Source organism: Thermomonospora catenispora (assembly GCF_006363815.1).
Taxonomy (GTDB): domain Bacteria; phylum Actinomycetota; class Actinomycetes; order Streptosporangiales; family Streptosporangiaceae; genus Thermomonospora; species Thermomonospora catenispora.
Genome location: NZ_RRYT01000003.1, coordinates 146,706 through 165,062 on the forward strand (window position 1 = coordinate 146,706; position 18,357 = coordinate 165,062).

An 18,357-nucleotide genomic window follows, 5' to 3' on the forward strand; every position below is an offset into this window, starting at 1 on the left:
GGGGTCAGGACAGGTAGTTCTGCAGGCCCTGGGCGAGGGACTGGGCGATGCGCTTGCGGAACGCGGCGTTGGAGAGCTTGCCGGCGTCGCCGGAGTTCCGCATGTTGCCGCACTCGATGAAGACCTTCGGCACCTTGGACAGGTTGAGGCCGCCGAGGTCGTCGCGGCGGTCGATGGCGTCCCCGCCGCCGCGATAGTTGGAGTACGGCAGGCCGGTGCCCTTGGCGAACGCGTCCCGGACGGCCAGCGCCAGCCGGTGCGACTCCTCGACCACCGTGGCGTTGTTGACCCCGCGGATCAGGGCGGGCTCGATGACGTGGAAGCCGTGCTGACCGGGACCCGCCCCGTCGGCGTGGATCGAGATGGCCGCGTCGGCCTTCTCCCGGTTGCCGATCTCGGCGCGGCGGTCGACGCACGGCCCGACGCCCTTGTCGTCGGAGCGGGTGAGCACCACCCGGGCGCCCCGCTCGGCCAGGATCTCGCGCAGCCGGAACGCCACGTCCCAGGCGAAGGCGTGCTCGGGGTAGCCGGCGTTGGTGGAGGTGCCGGTGGTGTCGCAGGCCTTCTTGCCGTTCCCGACGTCCACCTGCCGGTTGATGGCGCGCGGGTTGCGGGCGTTGCCGCCGTTGTGGCCGGGGTCGATCACGATGGTCTTGCCGCGCAGCCCCGGCGCGCCCTCCGTCGCCCGGGGGGAGCCGCCGTCCTGCGTGGCGGCCGTGGGCGGGGGAACGGCGCGGGAGGAGCGGGAGTCCTCGACGCCGCCGTCACCGCCGTCGCACGCGGTGAGCGCCGCGACGCCCAAGGCCAGCACCACCGCCGCCGACCTGCATCGCCGGATGCCCACGATTACCCCCCGAGACGGATTCGTCATCGACGCTGCCAGTCTGCCCGCGCGTTCGCATACGTCAACCGGCCCGCACGGGCGTCTCCGGGACGAGACCACCGAGCCAGTGTGGCAAAAGTCATGCCCGCAGGTGCGCTACTCCGCCCCGGAGCCGTCCTCGATCCGGCCGAGCAGCGCCGCGAGCGCGTGCGCCTCCTCCGCGTCCAGGCCCAGCACCACCCGCGGCCGGCCCCAGGGATGGTCGATGGAGTGGGCCACATAGCTGGCCACCGACTCATGGCCGTCGTCGGTCAGGCCGCGCGCGAGCCGCCACCGCGACCAGGCGCGTTCCAGTTCGCGTGCGGCGCGCTGGGCGCACGACACCAGCTCCGGATCACGCACGGATCCTCCCCCCTCACTGAGCAGGTTCGTCCCCGCCCGGCGTGTCCCCGGCGGGGACGGCGCCACCCCATTAACCACCGGGGGACGGCGGCGCGACCCTCGGTTGCGCGAGCCTTGACCGACCTCTTACCGGGAACCGGCGGCGGTCCGGGGCATCGGGCCTCGGAAGGCCGGGCCGCCGGATCTCAAGAGGGTGCCGGACCGGTGGTGGAGCGCACCACCAGGTGCGGGACGACCAGGTTCTGCCGGGGCGGACGGGAGGGGTCCTCGATCCGGGCGCGCAGCATCTCGGCGGCGATCCGGCCCATGTCGCGGCGGGGCTGGTCCACGCTGGTCAGCGAGATGTGCCGGATCGCGGCCAGATGCGTGTTGTCATAGCCCACGACCGACACGTCCTCGGGCACCTTCAGCCCCAGCTCGTCGGCCGCCGACAGCACGCCGGTGGCGACCAGGTCGTTCGGGGCGAAGATCGCGGTCGGCCGGTCCGGACGCGACAGCAGGGTGCGGGCCGCCCGGTAGCCGCCCTCCTCGGTGAAGTCGCCGGGCTCGACCGTGATCTGCTCGGCCAGGTCGTGCTTGCGCATCGCGTTCTCATAGCCGGATCGCCGGTAGCGGGCGGTGGTGGAGGGCGCGCCCTCGATGTGGGCGATGCGGCGATGCCCCAGTCGGACCAGATGGTCGACCGCCAGGCTGGCGCCCAGCTCGTCGTCGTCGACCACGATGTCCACGCCGTCCACGTCGCGTTCGCCGACGACCACCACCGGGACGTTGGCGGCGGCCTCCTGCAGCGAGTCGGGCACCACGCTGAGCAGCACCAGCCCGTCCACCCGCATCTCCAGGAACGCCTCGACCGCCTCGGCCTCGAACAGCGGATCCCAGCGTCCGCTGCCGACCAGCATTCGCAGGCCCTCGCCGTGCAGGCTCTCCTGCAGGCCGTCGAGGAACTCGGCGAAGAACGGGTTGTGCAGATCGGCCACGATCGCGCCGATCAGCCGGGTGCGGCCCTCGACCAGGCTGCGGGCCACCGCGTTGGGCCGATACCCCAGCTCCCGGGCGGCCTTGAGCACGGCCTGGCGGCGTCGTTCGCTCACATGCGGAGAACCGCGCATCACCAGCGAGACCAGGGACTTGGACACACCGGCGCGTTCGGCGACGTTGCGGATCGTGGGTTTGGCCCGTTTGGGGGCGGCCGGGCGCGGCGGGGACTCCCCGCTCTGGTCGGCTCCGGCGGGGGGAACACCTTCACGAGCTGACATGGCACTCCTGTCGGGGGGCCTTGCAGGACCTGCCGTCTTTCAACCCCGCCACCTGATCAACGGCGACCTGGCACGGGACCTTAATCCTCGGATGAGGAGAAGCCCATGATGCAACGGAAAGGTTCCAAATGGTCGCAACAACGAGTAACGGACTGCCGTCAAAGGGGGGTTGGGGCATGTGATGTCTCACATCACAACTTTTTTGGACAATCGGGTGAGCGTGGCCACGGCCGGGCTCGGACCGGGCGCTCCTCGACTACCCTGCGCAGGGTGACCCGGGGCGGCGGCCGATGTCGGGAACATCGACGGGCCGGCGCCGCCCTCCCAGCGACAGTGGACGGATCGGTGGACGTTCAAGTGACCAATGAACGCGCCGCCGCCCCTGCGCCTGGACGGCGTAGGCAGCGGGGCAGGCGCAGGCTCAGCGTCGATGAGCGGCGCGAGGAACTGATCGCCGCCGCGCTCGGCCTGTTCAGCACCCGGCCTCCCGACGAGGTGTCCATCGACGATGTCGCGGCCGCCGCGGGCGCGTCGCGAGCGCTGGTCTACCACTACTTCGGGGGCAAGCAAGAGCTGTACGTGGCGGCCTTGCGCAGTGCCGCGGCCCAGCTCACCGACCTGCTCGAACCTCCTGCCGAGGGGCGGCCGGTGGAGCGGCTGCGGGTGTCGCTGTCGCGTTATTTCGACTTCGTGGAGAGCCACGCCTCCGGGTACGGCGCCCTGCTGCGCGGCGGGCCCGCCGACCGCACCGGCGAGGTCGGGGAGATCGTCAACGGGATCCGCAACCTGCTGCTGGACCGGATCCTCCTCGCGCTGGACGCCCCCGAGCCGGGACCGGTGCTGCGGGTCACGCTGCGTTCGTGGATGGCGTGCGTGGAGACCGCCGCCATGGACTGGCTGGAGCACCGCGACATGGACCGCAAGGAGCTGGAGCGGCTCCTGGTCGACCAGATCGTGGTGCTGCTGCGCACCGCCGGCCGGCACGACGCCAGGATCGCCGAGCTGTTCGACCGCCTCACCGAGGAGGAGCTGAGCTGACCTTCGCCCCCGCGGGCGGCCGACGCGACGAAGGCGTCGCCCCGGTGATGATCACCGGTGGCGGACGCGCGATCCGCGGGCGCCGGTGGACCGGTGGACATGCAGAGCCCCGCCCGTGTCCACGCGGCGAACCGTGCGGACACGGGCGGGGCGGTGCCGGGCGCCGGGCCGTGTCTCCCGGCCGCCGACGTCGATGTCGGCGGCCGAGCCGTCGTCCAGGGGATCGCTGACGGCTCACGGCCGGCGTGCCGTGGAGTTCAGCGGTCTCCTAGCCGCCCCCCCGACCAGGCGCCCGATCCGACATTCGGTGTTGTCCTGCGGTGCGCCCTCCCCTGACGGAGGGAGGGTCCGGAGCGGATTACTCCGAACGCTGCTGCGGGATCCCCGCCAGCAGGGCGCGCACCTCGGCCTCGCGGTAGCGACGGTGGCCTCCCAGCGTGCGGATGGAGGTCAACTTGCCCGCCTTCGCCCACCGGGTGACGGTCTTGGGGTCGACGCGGAACATCGTCGCCACCTCGGCAGGCGTCAACAGGGGCTCGGCCTCTGGCGTACGTGCTGACATGTTTGCGGCCTCTCCTCCGTGGACCGATCACGATCCTGCGATGTTGTGATCTCGCGCGGTCACCGATGTCCCCTATGGCCCGAAAGGGCCACTATGACATCACAAGGTGTAACCTTGCCACCACAGAGCGCCACAATCAAGTCCCTGGCGGCAACTGTGTGTTCGTGGTGACTGCATCACGCTGCGTGATTCTAGCGACACGTATGGTCGCATCGCCCGTGGATTTAGGAATTTTGGTCAGTTCGCGGACTCGAGGGCCTGGACGGCCCGCCAGCGGGCCCGCAGCCGCTGATACATCGCGATGGTGAGTTCCATCTCACCCCGCTCCAGGGCGGCCAGCGCCACGGCCGTCTCGCGCACCGACTCGTCGGCCCGCAGCCGGTCGTCGTCGATCAGGCACACCAGGCCGCCGTAGTCGAGCTCCACCAGCGCCAGCGGATGGAACTCGGCCAGCCAGCCGTCCAGGTCGGCCAGCTCGCCCGCCGTCGGCCCGTCCTCCGGCCCGGCGGCCGCCACCCGCCGTGCCCGCGCCAGCCGGCCGCGGGCGTCGCGCATGGTCGTGACATAGACGAGGGTACGGGTCGGAGGCGCCGTCGTGGGGCCGTTGCCCCCGCCGCCCTCCGGGCTCCCCGCGCCCGCCCCGGCGATCCACGTCCCCGCCGGCCCGCGCGGCCCCCTCGGCTCGTCCGCCGCGTCCGCCGCGGCGGTCCGGTCCCCTCCCAGCGACAGGCGCCGCTCGCCCGGGTCGAACAGCGTGAACCAGGCCGGTGGGACGTGCCAGGTGCTGGAGCGGATGTGCGGGCGCAGCGTCCGTCCGCCCGCCTTCCAGCGTTCGAACTCCTCCGCCACCCGGCGCGCCTCGGTCGCGGGCACCAGGGCGCCCGCCAGCCCCGCCGGCATCCCCTCCCCCTGCAGCCGGGCGAACGCCAGCCAGGACCGCAGCCGGGTCTCCCACGGGCACACGAACGTCATCCCGCCCGCCCGCCGCACGTACGCGTGCCGGCTCTCGGCGTGCGGGGCCACCACCGGGACGGCCGACGCCAGCCGCCGCACCGCCTCCTCGTGCTCGGCGGCCAGCGCCCGGGACCGCTCGGGGCGCGCGCTGGACTCGGCGTACGCCGTCCACACCGACCGCAGCGGCTCGGGGAAGGCGATGACCGGCTCGTAGACCCTCAGGTAGGCGGCGTAGGGCAACACGTGCGCATCGTGACACGCCGCCGCCTCCGACGCAGGGATCTTGGGCGTGTCACCTGCGGGGTCGGGGGTTCCCTCCGGCTCCGATCGTCCTACGCTGAACCCGAGGCAGAAAGGAGTCACCACCGTGACCAATGTCTTCGGGGCGCCCCACAAGGGCACCGGATCCTCCCACGAGCAGGTCGTCTTCTGTCAGGACGAGACCAGCGGCCTGCGCGCGATCATCGCGATCTACTCCACCGCGCTCGGTCCCTCGCTGGGCGGCACCCGCTTCTACCCCTACGAGTCCGAGGACGAGGCGCTCGCCGACGTGCTCAACCTGTCCAAGGCCATGGCGTACAAGAACGCGCTGGCCGGGCTGGACCTCGGCGGCGGCAAGGCCGTCATCATCGGCGACCCGGACGCCGACAAGTCCGAGGAGCTGCTGCGCGCTTACGGGCGGTTCGTGCAGTCGCTGAACGGGCGCTACTACACCGCCTGCGACGTCGGCACCTACAGCGAGGACATGGACGTCATCGCCCGCGAGACCAGGTTCGTCACCGGGCGCACCGAGGCCAACGGCGGCGCGGGCGACTCCTCGGTGCTCACCGCCTACGGCGTCTACCAGGGCATGCGCGCCGCCGCCGAGAACCTGTGGGGCGCCCCCACGCTGCGCGGTCGCCGCGTCGGCGTCGAGGGCGTCGGCAAGGTCGGGCACCGTCTGGTGGAGCACCTGCTCGACGACGGGGCCGAGGTGGTGATCTGCGACGTGAGCGAGGCCGCCGTCGAACGGGTCCGCGCCCGCCGCCCCGAGGTCGAGGTGGTGGACGACGCCGACGCGCTGGTGCGGGCCGACCTGGACGTCTACGCGCCGTGCGCGCTCGGCGGGTCGCTGAACGACGACACCGTCCAGACGCTGCGCGCCAAGATCGTCTGCGGCGCCGCCAACAACCAGCTGGCCCACCCCGGCGTCGAGAAGCAGCTGGCCGACCGCGGGATCCTGTACGCCCCGGACTACGTGGTCAACGCTGGCGGGGTGATCCAGGTCGCCGACGAGATCGCCGGCTTCGACTTCGAACGCGCCAAGGCCAAGGCCACCAAGATCTTCGACACCACCCGCCGGATCTTCGCCCTGGCCGCCGAGGAGGGCGTGCCGCCCGCCGTGGCCGCCGACCGGCTGGCCGAGCGCCGCATGGCCGCCGTGGGCCGGCTCCGCGGCATCTGGCTGTGAGGCGTCCGTCCGGACACGACATCCGGCGGCGCGTCCGGCGGTAGGAGTCCGCCGCCGCACGGGGGCGCTCCCCGCCCGCCGGGCGCCGTCGCATCGATGCCGGCCCGTTCCGCCGTCCCCGGGCGGGCCGGCTCTCCGGCCCCGGGCGCCCGCGCGCCCGGACGTTCCGCGGGTCTTGGCCCTCCGTCGCCGCTCGCCATGTCACCGGAGTGTGAGAAGACGGTTTCCTTTGGGTGGGAGGAGGGTGGGCATAACCCAGGTGAGTGCATCTGCAATCACCGGATACACTGGGAGTCGCCGCAGCGAGCGGGCCATGCCGTTGGAGCACGTACCGAGCCGGGCGCAAAACGGGTACGGTGGTATCCGTGCTGACGCACGGCTGAGGTCGAGCCGATGCGTGTGGCGTACGCGAGCGTAGATGGGACGCAAAGGTCCTGACTATCGAGGGGGTCGAGCCATGGGGCGCGGCCGAGCCAAGGCCAAGCAGGTAAAGGTTGCCCGCCGGTTGAAGTACAACACCGGTGGCACGGATCTCGACCGCCTGAAGGAGGAACTGGGAGTCCCGTCGTCGAAGCGCCACGACTCCTACAACGACTCCTATAGCGACTCCTACGACGACTCCTACGACGACCTCATCAAGAAGTACGCGGATTATGCCGACACCGACGACGAGGACGATCAGCCGGGCCGCTGAGCAGTCTCTCGCGTGAGGTGTGACTTCGCCACTGCCCTGCCTCGGTAGGGCAGTGGCGTTGTCACACCGGGGTGTCGTCCCCCGTCACGGGCCCTGCAGCGCGTTCCGTACGCCGGGCTCCTGTGGGCCGAGGAACCGCGGCCGAGGCTTGCGGGCGACGTCGACCAGCGCTTTGAACGAGGCCAGTCCCTCCCTCAGGTAGCCGTATCCGGTGGTGGCGGCCTGGGTGCGCATGCTGTCGTGACCCACGCCGACGGCCCGCACGCCCGCCGCACGGCACAGCGCCACCGCCCGCGGCAGATGGAACACTTGGCTGACCACGATCGCCCGGTCCACGCCGAAGATCCGCTTGGCCCGCACGCACGAATCCCAGGTGTCGAATCCCGCGTAGTCGCGCACCACCTTCTCGCCGGGCACGCCCCGCTCCACCAGGTACCGCCACATCACCGTGGGCTCGTCGTACTCGCGCCGGCTGTTGTCCCCCGAGACGAGGATGACCTTGACCTTGCCCTCCCGGTACAGCCGCAGCGCCACATCCAGCCTGCCCGCCAGGAACGGCGACGGCCGATCGCCCCAGATCCCCGCGCCCAGCACGATCGCCACCGGGGCCGGTCGCACCTGGGCCGCGTCCATCCGGTACGGCGCCGTCGCGGCCTTCATCCACACGCTGGGCAGCAGTCCCGCATACCCGGCCAGTCCCACGGCCACGGCGCCCGGCCCCAGCCACTCGGGCCGCCAGAGTCCACGCAACCGCTTCATGATCACATCCGTTCGACGTCCGTCCCCGCCCGGCAGTTGACCGCCGGGCGTTCCAGACGACCCCGCCCCTGCGCGAGGCCCCGCCCGCGACGACCGGGGACCGGGAGGGGCGGGACGACGCCCTACAGGTGACAGACCCCGCTGCCCTCGGTGATCTCCCCGAGGATCCAGGCGGGCACCCGGCGCGAGGTCAGCAGCCGCACCGCGGCGTCGGCGGCCTCGGGGGCGACGATGGCGACCATGCCGACCCCGAGGTTGAAGGTCTTGTCCATCTCCGGCTGAGGGATGTCGCCGTGCTCCTGCAGCAGGGTGAAGATCGGCGGCGGGGTCCACGAGGAGCGGTCCAGCCGGGCATCGACCTCGGGCGGGAGGGAACGGGCCAGATTGGCCGCCAGACCGCCGCCGGTGATGTGGGCGAACGCGCGGACGCCGCCGGCCCGGGCCAGGGCCAGGCAGTCCCGGGCGTAGATGCGGGTGGGGGTCAGCAGCTCCTCGCCCAGGGTGCGCTCCAGCTCGGCGGGACGGGAGTCCAGGCTCAGCCCGCTGATGCGCAGCACGTGACGGACCAGCGAATAGCCGTTGGAGTGGATGCCGGAGGAGGCCATGGCCACGACGGCGTCGCCGGGACGCACCCGGTGCGGGCCCAGCGTCTCATCGGCCTCGACGACCCCGGTGGCGGCGCCCGCCACGTCGAACTCGTCGGGCTCCAGCAGACCGGGGTGCTCGGCGGTCTCCCCGCCCACCAGCGCACAGCCCGCCAGGGCGCAGGCCTCGGCGATGCCGCCCACGATGTCGGCGATCCGCTCGGGGACCACCTTGCCGCAGGCGATGTAGTCGGTCATGAACAGCGGCTCGGCCCCGCACACCACCAGGTCGTCCACCACCATGCCGACCAGGTCGTGGCCGACGGTGTCATAGACGCCCAGCCGGCGGGCCAGATCCACCTTGGTGCCCACCCCGTCGGTGGAGGTCGCCAGCAGCGGACGGCGGTACCGCAGCAGCGCCGAGGCGTCGAACAGCCCGGCGAAACCGCTGGCGTCGTCGACCACCTCCGGACGGCGGGCCTTGGCGACCCGCGCCTTCATCAGCTCGACCGCGCGCTCGCCGGCGGCGATGTCGACCCCGGCCTCTTCGTAGGACGTCACTTGTGGGCCCCCTCGAGGAGGTACTTGCCGCGCGAATCCTCCTGGACGGGAATGGGGTACTCGCCGTCGAAGCAGGCCCGGCACAGCCGGTCCTTGGGGATGCGGGTCGCGGAGATCAACGCCTCCAGGGAGATGAAGCCGAGCGAGTCGGCGCCCAGCGAGGCGCGGATCTCCTCCACGTTCAGGTTCCCGGCGATCAGCTCGGCGCGGGTGGCGAAGTCGATGCCGTAGAAGCACGGCCAGGCCACCGGCGGGCTGGAGATGCGCACGTGCACCTCGGCGGCCCCGGCCTCGCGGAGCATGGACACGATGGCGCGCTGGGTGTTGCCGCGCACGATCGAGTCGTCCACCACCACCAGCCGCTTGCCCTTGATCGCCTCGCGCAGCGGGTTGAGCTTGAGCCGGATGCCGCGCTGGCGGATGGTCTGCGACGGCTGGATGAACGTCCGGCCCACATAGGAGTTCTTCACCAGGCCCTGGCCGTAGGGGATGCCGGACTCGGTGGCGTAGCCGATGGCGGCCGGGGTGCCCGACTCGGGGGTGGGGATGACCATGTCGGCCTCGGCCGGATGCTCACGCGCCAGCAGCCGCCCCACCTCGACCCGGGCGGCCTGCACGTTGCGCCCGGCGATGGTGGTGTCGGGCCGGGCCAGGTACACGTACTCGAACAGGCAGCCCCGCGGCCGCGGCTCGGCGAACCGCTGGACGTGCAGCCCGTCCTCGTCGATGGCCAGCAGCTCGCCGGGCTCGATCTCCCGGACGAACTGGGCGCCCACGATGTCCAGCGCCGCGGTCTCCGAGGCCACCGCCCACCCCTGGCGGAGCTGACCGCCGTGCCCGGCGTGCCCGGCGATCGGCAGCCGGCCCAGCACCAGCGGCCGGATGCCCTGCGGGTCGCGCGCCGCGTACAGGGTGCGCTCGTCCATGAAGACCAGCGAGTACGCCCCGCGCACCGCCGGCAGGATCTCCCGGGCGGCGGCGAACGCCCCGCCTCCGTGCCCGGCCAGCAGGGCGGTCAGCACCTCGGTGTCGGAGGTCCCGGTCAGCTCCTCCTCCTCCAGCTTCGCCGCCAGCTCCGGGGTGTTGATCAGGTTGCCGTTGTGCGCGAGGGCCAGTCCGCCGGCCTTGGTGGACCGGAACGTCGGCTGGGCGTTCTCCCAGATGGGGGAGCCGGTGGTGGAGTAGCGGCAGTGCCCGATCGAGATGTGGCCCTGCAGCGTGTTCAGCACCGACTCGTCGAAGACCTGGGCGACCAGGCCCATGTCCTTGAAGACGACGATGCGCGAGCCGTCGCTGACCGCGATGCCGGCGGACTCCTGGCCCCGGTGCTGAAGGGCGTACAGCCCGTAGTAGGTGAGCTTGCTCACCTCCGTTCGGGTCGCCTCGTCGGAGGGGACCCAGATTCCGAAGACGCCGCAGGCGTCCTGGGGAGCGCGGTCGGTGGGATCGAGGTCGTGGCTCAGTCGCCCGTCACCATGAGACACGCTGGCCAGTCTAGATGCCCGATTCGGCTGCTCTGGCGGGGGCAGCCACGATGACGCATCGGCCGGCGGGACGCGACCCGCCGAACCGCTGTTTGCCGAGCCTGGCGGTGACCTTTGCCTATCGGAGCGGAGTCATCGGGGCCGCGGCCGGGAACCTGGTCCCACACACGCGCGCGTCACAGCTCCCCTCTGGAGGTTCCGCATGACCGTGCCCGGCTACCGGCTCCACCACACTCCCGTGCGGGAGCAGCGCAGTGGCATGGCCACGGCGTCGCTCGTGCTGGGCCTGATCGGCCTTCCGGCGCTGCTGCTGTGCGGGCTGGGGATGGTGCTGGCGCTGGTCGGGCTGGTGCTGGGGTTCGTGGCGGCGTCCCGGAACGCCGGCCGGGGCACGGCCCTGGCCGGGATCGTCTCGTGCCTGGTGACCCTGGCGGTGGGCGCGGCGGGGGTGTTCTGGCTGCTCAGCCAGGCCGCCGAATGCGCGGACCCGGAGCGTTACCCCACCGACGCCGACCGGCAGCGCTGCGTGGAGCGCGAGTTCCCGTTCGCCCGAAGCGGCGCGACCCCCGATGCGATCCCCTGACGGACGCCCCGTCGAGGCCGCCGCCCGCGGCGGCGCGGAGAGGCGCGCGTGAGGAACGCGCGCGGAGAGGCTTCGCAGGCCGCCGCCGGCGAGGAGGAGGCGGAGGACCCTCCGGGAGAGGGCCGCGGGCGGGACCGCGGACGGAGGGCGCGGGGCTCACCGCCGGCGAGGGGGGACGGGGATCACCACGGAAGGGAGAGGGGGACGAGCGCCGACAGGTCGGCGCGGGGACCGCTGGCGCTGACCCGGCGGGCGCCGATCGCCTCCGCCCAGGAGATCCGGCCGCTCGCCAGCTCGAGCCAGGTCACCGCGTCCATCTCCACCACGTTCGGCGGGGTTCCGCGCGTGTGCCGGGGACCCTCCAGGCACTGGACGGCGGCGAACGGCGGGACCCGCACCTCCACCGCACGGCCCGGGGCGGACTCGGCGAGACGGTCCAAGGTGACGCGGACGGCCGCCCGCAGCAGGGGACGTTTCGGCTCGACCCCGGCGTCCAGGGCGGCCAGCACGGCGTCGAGGGCGGCCAGACGCAGCGCCGCGGGCTCATCGGGCCCCTGGTAGGGGGGCCTGCCCAGCGCGGCGAGCTGTTCGTTCAACACGAGTCGGGTGAGCGGTACGCGAGCCATCGGCACCGACCGTACCGGCATCTCCTGACATGCTGGGCACCCGTGAACCGTCCGTCAGGCGGTAAAAAGGGACGGTCGCTGGCACCGTGGCCAGCGAGGCAGCACACGCCCGCGCGGCGCGGCGTGGCCGAAGGAACGCACGGAGGTTGCCGATGCCCCAGGCCCGGCCGCTGGAACCCACTGACCCCGACCGGCTCGGCAAGTACCAGGTCGTCGGCCGGCTCGGCGAAGGCGGGCAGGGCGTGGTCCTGTTGGGCCGTGGCCCCGGCGGCGAGCAGGTGGCGATCAAGCTCTTGCACGCCACCTTGAGCGAGGACCCGCTGGCGCGCTCCCGCTTCATCCGCGAACTGGAGGTGGCCAAGCAGGTCGCCACGTTCTGCACCGCGGCGGTGCTGGACGCCGACGTGGCCGGAGACCGCCCCTACATCGTCAGCGAGTACGTCGAAGGCCCCTCCCTCCAGGAGCTGGTCGCCGCCGACGGCCCGCGCGGCGGCAGCGCGCTGGAGCGGCTGGCGATCGGGACCGCCACCGCGCTGACCGCCATCCACCGGGCCGGAGTGGTGCACCGCGACTTCAAGCCCGCCAACGTGCTGCTCGGCAGCGACGGCCCCCGGGTGATCGACTTCGGCATCGCCCGGGCCATGGACCTCAGCGGGCTGACCCTGGCCGGCGGGGTTCCCGGCACCCCCGCCTACATGGCGCCCGAACAGCTCAGCGGGACCGCCGAGGTGGGACCGGCCGCCGACGTGTTCGCCTGGGGCGCGACGATGCTGTTCGCCGCGTCGGGGCAGATGCCGTTCGGCAACGACACGGTGCAGGCGGTGATCCGGCGGATCCTCTACGAGGAGCCGGACTACTCGCCGCTGCCGGAACCGCTGCGCGGCATCGTGCGGGACGCGATGGCCAAGGACCCCGCCCGCCGCCCGACCGCCCGGCAGCTGCTGGACCGCCTGCTGGGACAGGAGAGCCCGGCCGCCTCCACGGTGCCCGAGCAGCTGGTCACCGAGGCCCGTTCGCTGGTCGCCGAGGCCCGTCCGCTGGTCGCCGAGCGTTCTCCGCGGCCGGCTCCGGCGCCCCTGCCCCCCGCCGCGGACAAGCCCGTCCCGCCCGCCGCCGGCCCGCCGTATGCGGCGGCCCGCCCGTCCCCGCCTCAGTCCCCCTCGTCTCCGCCCTCCCCGCCCCCGTCGTCTCCTCCGCCTTCTCCGGCGGGGGAGACGGCCGTGCTGGGCGCGCCGCCGCCCTCCCCCGGTGAAGGCGCCGGGGCGGAGGACCGGGCGGGACGGCCGCCGCTGATCCCCTGGCAGCAGCCGGCCCCCGCCGAACCGGCCTACTCCCCGACCCCTTCGCCGACCGTTCAGCCGCCCCGGCGCGGCGGCGCCAACCGGCCGCTGGGCGTGCTGATCTCACTGGCCGTGGGGGTGCTGGCGGGGGTCGTGATCATCGCCTTGGTGCTGTGGCCCCAGCTGCGCAACTCCAACCCGACCGGCATGGCCTCCGCCTCCCCCCAGCCGGCCGCCGACAACCAGCCGGTCAGCAGCATCCCCGAGGCGTTCGCCGGCACCTGGAGCGGCACCGCGATCAACGAGCAGCGCGGAGCGTCGTTCCCGATCCGGGTCAGCTTCCAGACGGGCCAGACCGTCGCGCGGGCCGTCTATCCGCGCGGCTGCCAGTGCACCCTCACCCTGACCCGCGGCACCACCAGCCGTCTGGAGATGACGCTCCGGCCCCAGCCGCCCTGCAAGACCGTCACCCCCGGAGAGGTGGTCGTGACCCGTAAGCCGAACGGCCACCTGGAGTACACCTGGGCCCGGGCCGGCACCACGCTCAGCTACCGGGCGGAACTGAGCCGAGAGTGAGAGACTGACGGCACCACGGAACAGGGTGTGAGCGTTCTCACCTGAGACGATCCGGTTACAGGTGAGGGCACAGGTCGATAAGCGGTCAACGGGACCATAGTGATCGACGCCGTGCAAGGGGTTTAATCTTGGCGAAGTGCACTTCGGTGTCGTACGGTTCGCTCACCGGCCGTGCGCCCGTGGCGTCCGGCTCTCGGCGTATCGTGCAGACGCCGCCTGCCTAATCCCGCGGTGCCAGCCCGCCGCGGGAACCGGGGACCCAACGCAGATCCGGGGTGAACTCACGGCCCGTCCGGCCGCGACAGGGCCGAACCTCCCGGTCCGAACCCGTCAGCTAACCCGGTAGGCGAACAAGAGAGGAGAGCACGTGGAGACCCCTGACTCCACTCGTGGCGGCCGTGTGCCGCGGCGCGGATTCCGGCGTGCGGTCCTGACGCTCGCCGCGGCGGCCGGGGCATTCCTGCTGACATCCTCCACCTCGCCGGGGGCGATGGCCGCGGAGCCGGGGGGCGCGGCCAAGTTCCGCCAGCTCACCCGGGAGATGCTCAAGCTCGAGAAGGAGTACGGGGGCAATCTCGAGCAGTTGCGCGACGCCCGGCGCGACGCCGCCAACGCGCTGAAGAAGGCCCAGGTCCTCGGCAAGGACCTGGAGGAGGCGCGGCAGGTGGTGGCCGAGCTGGCGGCCGCCCAGTACAAGAACAACGGCGTCGACATCACGGTGCAGATCCTCGCCAGCGACGACCCCAACCGGGTGCTCAGCAACGCCTCGCTGGCCCGTCACCTCTCGGAGCAGAAGGCCGCCAAGGTCCGCGAGATCTCCGCCCTCATCAGCCGGCAGGACCAGGCCCGCAAAGAGGCCGAGGCCAAGGTCAAGAAGCTGGAGAACGACATCGCGGAGATCTCCAAGCAGCGCGAGCGGGTCAAGCAGCTGCTGAAGAAGTACAAGCCGGAGTCTCCGCTGGTCGGCGCGGGCGGCATGACCCCCCGCATGATCACGGTCAAGAACGAGATCGAGGCCGAGCTGGGGCCCTTCCCCATGATCGGCTGCACCCGTCCGGGCGACCCGCTGGACCACGGCTCCGGCCGCGCCTGCGACTTCATGGAGAGCACCGCGGGACGGATGCCCTCGGCGGAGCGCCTGGCCCACGGGGACGCGGTCGCCCAGTACGCCATCAACAACGCCTCACGGTTGGGGATCAAGTACATCATCTGGAAGCAGCGCATCTACGACCTGCGCAGCCCCGGCTGGAAGCTCATGTCCGACCGCGGCTCCATCACCCAGAACCACTTCGACCACGTGCACATCTCGGTGTTCTGAGCCGGGACGGGGCCTTGGATCCGGGCCGTGGCCCGTCTCTTCCGGCGTCGGCAGGGCCACGGACATGCGAACGGTCGCGGACGTGCGGCCCGGCCCGGGCCGCGGCTCGTCCCTTCTGACGCCGTGATGCGTTCGCGCCCGGCGGGCTGGGCGCGCTCAGTGGGCGCGGCGCTCCCCGACTGACGCCCCGCCGAACGTCGCCGAGGACGTCGTCCCTCGCGCACCGCACGCCCGTCGACCCGCGGCACGGGTGTCGACCACCCGGTGCCACGGGCCGACGGGCCGGCCGTTGGAGCCGCCCGGAGCATGATGCGGCGGATCGGCCTCAGGCCGGTGGGCCGGCGGCGACCGATGGAGGCCGGCCGCTCACAGGGGCAGGTGGTCCAGGCAGGGGTGTCGAGGATTGGGATCATTCTTGGCGTAGAAGTCGGCCCATTCCTGGAGGGAGGCGCGGCGTTCCTCGGCGGTGGGGCAGAGGAACACCCAGTACTGGACGAGGGTCTCGTGCACTTCGTCCAGGGTGTAGTGCTGGGTCTGGGGGTCGGGTCCGAGGTCGGTGATGGTCACTCCGCTCGGGCGGAAGTAGGCGGAGGTCGAGTCGCCCAGCCACTCGGGGAGGTCGTCCCTGCCCGCGCGGGCCTCCTCGACCAGCTGCAGGGCCTCCAGGGCACTGGAGTGGTCGGTGTAGATGTCGGTGGTCACCAAGAGAGCCAGATTGAGGAACCGCTCCTCGCGTGGACGTCCGGCCGGATATCTCCTCCCTTGATGCTCATCCCAGTAGAATTCTCCGAATACGGACATTGCTTCCTCCTTTACAGCAATGGCCAGGCGCTGACCCAGTCCTTCCGGTTTTGGGTGTAAAATCCTACAATATCCACTCCATTATACTGTCCTATCCACTTGTTTGGATGTGTGGGGTCCGGTCGCGAGTTCTTGAAGGCGTGTCTAATGGCATCGTTAACTTCTTTGGGTGTCCAGTGGTCAGGGAAGAAGCTTGACAGACCGGCTTTCGGATACCATTTGCCGTCCTCGCCTCGCACTTCCACCTTGGCCTTGTAGACGCCGTTTGAGTTGATCTTCTTTATTTCCTCATTTCCGTTGGAGTCGCGGGCCACTCGTGCGGTGGGCGGGTTCTTCCCTTGATAGCGGTGATGGAACCCCGTCCCTTTCTTCTTTTTGGGGTTGACGTTGCCCAGGAAGATGTGCTGATACTTGTACTTCTCGACGCGTCGGAGCAGCCATTTTTCTATCGGCTTGAGCAGCCCCATCTGCTTGACCGCAGCACGTGCCGCCCCCCGAGGTCGCTTAGGAGCCACCGAGGATCGCCTCCAGCGCCATGTTGATCGCCAGGTCGATCAGCATGCCGGTGATCATCTTGACGATGGGGATCTGCGCCAATGACGCCCCGAAGGTGACCGGGGCCTCGGCGATGGCCATGGCGATCTGAACGGCCAGCCAGACCAGCTGAATGATCACCGTGATCTTCAAGGCCAGGACGATCATCCCGCATATCATCAGTCCGGCGCCCATGATGTTCGCCGCGACCTGACCGTCCTGGAGCGCCGGGACCGGCGCCTCGGGCTCCTGCCAGGCCTGCTGGAAGGCCTTGATGGCATCGCCCTCGTTCGCCGACCACACCAGGCCGGCATGGCCGTCGGCGTCCTGCACGGGGGCACCGAATTCGGCGGCGAAATCCAGCCAGTCCCTGCCCATCTGGAACAACTTTTCTTCGTCGGCCTCCGGCCAGGTGTAGCCGAGCATGCCGAGCAGGGAGATCAGTTCTCCGGGGAGTTGCAGACCCATCGATCAGCCCAAGATGTCGCGGACCCGATTGACCTCGATCTCGCTGAGGTCTTCGGACTTCTGGTAGTTGTTCGCCATCACGATGGCGCCTTCGGCCATCTCGTCTATGCCGTCGATCTGGCTGGCGTAGCATTCGAACGCCAGTTCCGATGCCGCCGTGTAGATCGTGCCGATGGCGAATCCGATGTCATCATGGCCCCACGGCTCGCCGTATGCGGCCATCTTGGCCTGGAATGCCTGCAGCTTGCTGCGCAGTTGGGCGGCCGATCCCTGCATTCCGTTGGCGCTTCGCCGGATCTGGCCGGAATCTACTTTGAGCTGCTTTCCCATGACCTCTTCTTCCTGTGGATCCCTGCCTTAGGGACGGTCGATTCCGTGCATGAATCGCTTGAGCGAATCGGTCAGCGCGCCCAGCTGCTCGATGCTCGCCTCCTGCAGCCGCGCCGCCGTGGCCTCCAGGTCCGCCTTGGCCTGCCGCATCGGCCCGGAGGACGCCTCCCGCGCCGCCTCGAGGGCCTGGTTCGCCGCGCGCACGGTCTCCTCTGCGATCTCATGCGAGGAGCGCCGCATCGCCTGCTCGTCGATGGCGATCTCGCCGAGCCGTCGCGCCGATTCGGCCGTCACCCGGATCAGGTCGTTCAGCCCATGGCCCACCGACTGCTCGGCCTCTGCCGTCTCGTCGGTCCGCTCCGTGGAGCGGCGGAACGCCTCCACGCCGCGCACGGTGTCTTCGAGCAGGTGTTCCAAGGCGCTGGTCCCGCCGATGTCACCGGGAACGACGGCGCGCTGCCTGATCACCTGGGCGGCCTCGTGCAGGCCCTGCATCATCCGCGCCATCTGGCGCAGCCCTTCGCCGTGCACCTGCTGGAGCTGCTCGGCCAGCGCGGAGAAGTCGACGGGCGGCGCCTCCTGTGCGGACGTCGTCGCGGCGGCCGTGCGCTCCAGCGCCCTGTTGCAGGTCTCGGTCAGCAGCTCGCCCAGCTCCCGGGCCGACATCCGCATCACCCGGCCGTCGAGCCGGACGGCCGTGAGCCGTCCTCCGGCCGCCTCCACGCGCACCTGCCCGTCGGCCGCCTCGGCGTATCCGGCCGTGTCCTCGGCGGAGGGGTTCTCCGGCTTCGGCCAAGACGCCGCGCTCGCTTGCGCCAATCGCTCCCGCAGCTCTCTGATCCGCTGTCGGATCTCGGCCGCGCTCATGTCCTGATACGAGTCATCCGCTCGCATGAGTCCTCGCATTCAAGCTTCGTCCAAGCGGAAATTCATGTTTTTCACGGAGAACTGATAACGCCGGTGCGGCCGGTGGACGTCCGATCGCCTCAGCGGGCGGGTGATTTCCCGGGGGCGGCGGGATCGGCGCGCCGCATCGCCTGATCAGAACGTCTCCGTGCTGGTCGATCGGCATCTGAAGACTTGTCGGCTGGGACATTCGGTGACCTGGAGCGGTCACGGAGTGACCGTGCGGAGTCGCGTCAAGGCGTCCGGGGAGGCGCGTTCGCCCGGAGCTTTTCCGCCGGACGGGAACGAAGAGGTCAGAGAGCGAGAGACGTCCCGCCCGTCCGAAACGGCTTTGGGATGAGGACTTCTCAGCGAAATGAAGCGTGCAG

20 protein-coding genes and 1 riboswitch are annotated in these 18,357 nt (G+C 71.1%); of the genes, 6 read left to right on the forward strand and 14 right to left on the reverse strand.

Features of this window, described 5'->3' with window-relative positions; all coding sequences use genetic code 11:
• Window positions 1-4 precede the first annotated feature (4 nt).
• The 3 genes from EIO00_RS04095 to EIO00_RS04105 form a co-directional block, all read right to left on the reverse strand.
• The gene (locus EIO00_RS04095; RefSeq protein ID WP_338325904.1) at window positions 5-844 is read right to left on the reverse strand and encodes an N-acetylmuramoyl-L-alanine amidase; all 840 of its coding nucleotides are present in this window, start codon (window positions 842-844) and stop codon (window positions 5-7) included.
• Between the two features lie 135 nt (window positions 845-979).
• On the reverse strand, window positions 980-1,225 hold the full coding sequence (locus EIO00_RS04100) for a hypothetical protein (RefSeq protein WP_140175549.1): 246 nt from the start codon (window positions 1,223-1,225) through the stop codon (window positions 980-982).
• A gap of 185 nt (window positions 1,226-1,410) precedes the next feature.
• A complete protein-coding gene (locus tag EIO00_RS04105) occupies window positions 1,411-2,481 on the reverse strand; it encodes a LacI family DNA-binding transcriptional regulator (protein ID WP_241661101.1) in 1,071 nt (356 codons plus the stop codon).
• 345 nt (window positions 2,482-2,826) lie between these two features.
• Here EIO00_RS04105 and EIO00_RS04110 point away from each other — a divergent pair, with 345 nt between their 5' ends.
• Entirely contained in the window at window positions 2,827-3,519 is a 693-nt protein-coding gene (locus EIO00_RS04110; RefSeq protein ID WP_241661102.1) for a TetR/AcrR family transcriptional regulator, read from the forward strand.
• 358 nt (window positions 3,520-3,877) lie between these two features.
• On the opposite strand, the gene bldC is transcribed toward EIO00_RS04110, so the two are convergent.
• Entirely contained in the window at window positions 3,878-4,081 is a 204-nt protein-coding gene (bldC, locus tag EIO00_RS04115) for a developmental transcriptional regulator BldC (protein WP_012850682.1), read from the reverse strand.
• Between the two features lie 237 nt (window positions 4,082-4,318).
• Window positions 4,319-5,278: a DUF8083 family protein gene (locus EIO00_RS04120; protein ID WP_140175550.1), complete on the reverse strand. Its 960-nt coding sequence runs from the start codon at window positions 5,276-5,278 to the stop codon at window positions 4,319-4,321.
• A 124-nt stretch (window positions 5,279-5,402) separates the two neighbouring features.
• Between EIO00_RS04120 and EIO00_RS04125 the strand changes: the two genes are divergently transcribed.
• Both EIO00_RS04125 and EIO00_RS04130 read left to right on the forward strand, forming a co-directional pair.
• Entirely contained in the window at window positions 5,403-6,485 is a 1,083-nt protein-coding gene (locus EIO00_RS04125) for a Glu/Leu/Phe/Val family dehydrogenase (protein WP_140175551.1), read from the forward strand.
• Window positions 6,486-6,942: 457 nt separating this feature from the next.
• Window positions 6,943-7,179 (forward strand): DUF3073 domain-containing protein, encoded by a 237-nt coding sequence (locus EIO00_RS04130; protein WP_140175552.1) that lies wholly within the window; start codon window positions 6,943-6,945, stop codon window positions 7,177-7,179.
• A gap of 84 nt (window positions 7,180-7,263) precedes the next feature.
• Here the strand turns inward: EIO00_RS04130 and EIO00_RS04135 are convergent, their stop codons facing one another.
• The 3 genes from EIO00_RS04135 to purF form a co-directional block, all read right to left on the reverse strand.
• Window positions 7,264-7,938 carry a SanA/YdcF family protein gene (locus EIO00_RS04135; RefSeq protein WP_140175553.1) on the reverse strand — a complete coding sequence of 225 codons (675 nt, stop codon included), beginning with the start codon at window positions 7,936-7,938 and terminating at the stop codon, window positions 7,264-7,266.
• 122 nt (window positions 7,939-8,060) lie between these two features.
• Complete coding sequence (purM, locus tag EIO00_RS04140; RefSeq protein WP_140175554.1) at window positions 8,061-9,083, reverse strand: phosphoribosylformylglycinamidine cyclo-ligase; 1,023 nt, start codon at window positions 9,081-9,083, stop codon at window positions 8,061-8,063.
• A complete protein-coding gene (gene purF / locus EIO00_RS04145; RefSeq protein ID WP_140175555.1) occupies window positions 9,080-10,567 on the reverse strand; it encodes an amidophosphoribosyltransferase in 1,488 nt (495 codons plus the stop codon). The genes purM and purF overlap by 4 nt, the downstream gene beginning before the upstream one ends.
• 202 nt (window positions 10,568-10,769) lie before the next feature.
• Between purF and EIO00_RS04150 the strand changes: the two genes are divergently transcribed.
• The gene (locus tag EIO00_RS04150) at window positions 10,770-11,150 is read left to right on the forward strand and encodes a DUF4190 domain-containing protein (protein ID WP_140175556.1); all 381 of its coding nucleotides are present in this window, start codon (window positions 10,770-10,772) and stop codon (window positions 11,148-11,150) included.
• A 182-nt stretch (window positions 11,151-11,332) separates the two neighbouring features.
• Here EIO00_RS04150 and EIO00_RS04155 read toward each other — a convergent pair whose 3' ends face one another.
• On the reverse strand, window positions 11,333-11,776 hold the full coding sequence (locus tag EIO00_RS04155) for a sterol carrier family protein (protein WP_140175557.1): 444 nt from the start codon (window positions 11,774-11,776) through the stop codon (window positions 11,333-11,335).
• Between the two features lie 152 nt (window positions 11,777-11,928).
• Here EIO00_RS04155 and EIO00_RS24725 point away from each other — a divergent pair, with 152 nt between their 5' ends.
• Window positions 11,929-13,632 carry a serine/threonine-protein kinase gene (locus EIO00_RS24725; protein WP_206664026.1) on the forward strand — a complete coding sequence of 568 codons (1,704 nt, stop codon included), beginning with the start codon at window positions 11,929-11,931 and terminating at the stop codon, window positions 13,630-13,632.
• Between the two features lie 207 nt (window positions 13,633-13,839).
• A riboswitch (cyclic di-AMP (ydaO/yuaA leader) is annotated at window positions 13,840-13,996 on the forward strand.
• A gap of 3 nt (window positions 13,997-13,999) precedes the next feature.
• Complete coding sequence (locus tag EIO00_RS04165; RefSeq protein ID WP_140175558.1) at window positions 14,000-14,950, forward strand: VldE C-terminal domain-containing protein; 951 nt, start codon at window positions 14,000-14,002, stop codon at window positions 14,948-14,950.
• 366 nt (window positions 14,951-15,316) lie between these two features.
• Here the strand turns inward: EIO00_RS04165 and EIO00_RS04170 are convergent, their stop codons facing one another.
• From EIO00_RS04170 to EIO00_RS04190, 5 genes are read right to left on the reverse strand one after another with little or no spacing between them, the layout of a single operon-like run.
• Complete coding sequence (locus EIO00_RS04170) at window positions 15,317-15,751, reverse strand: hypothetical protein (RefSeq protein WP_140175559.1); 435 nt, start codon at window positions 15,749-15,751, stop codon at window positions 15,317-15,319.
• Window positions 15,752-15,762: 11 nt separating this feature from the next.
• Window positions 15,763-16,218: an EndoU domain-containing protein gene (locus EIO00_RS04175; protein ID WP_140175560.1), complete on the reverse strand. Its 456-nt coding sequence runs from the start codon at window positions 16,216-16,218 to the stop codon at window positions 15,763-15,765.
• Window positions 16,219-16,255: 37 nt separating this feature from the next.
• Window positions 16,256-16,753, reverse strand: coding sequence for a WXG100-like domain-containing protein (locus EIO00_RS04180; RefSeq protein ID WP_140175561.1), 498 nt, complete (start codon window positions 16,751-16,753; stop codon window positions 16,256-16,258).
• Window positions 16,754-16,756: 3 nt separating this feature from the next.
• Window positions 16,757-17,083, reverse strand: a complete 327-nt coding sequence (locus EIO00_RS04185; protein ID WP_140175562.1) for a hypothetical protein — start codon at window positions 17,081-17,083, stop codon at window positions 16,757-16,759.
• A 27-nt stretch (window positions 17,084-17,110) separates the two neighbouring features.
• Window positions 17,111-17,950, reverse strand: a complete 840-nt coding sequence (locus EIO00_RS04190) for a hypothetical protein (RefSeq protein WP_140175563.1) — start codon at window positions 17,948-17,950, stop codon at window positions 17,111-17,113.
• Window positions 17,951-18,357 lie beyond the last annotated feature (407 nt).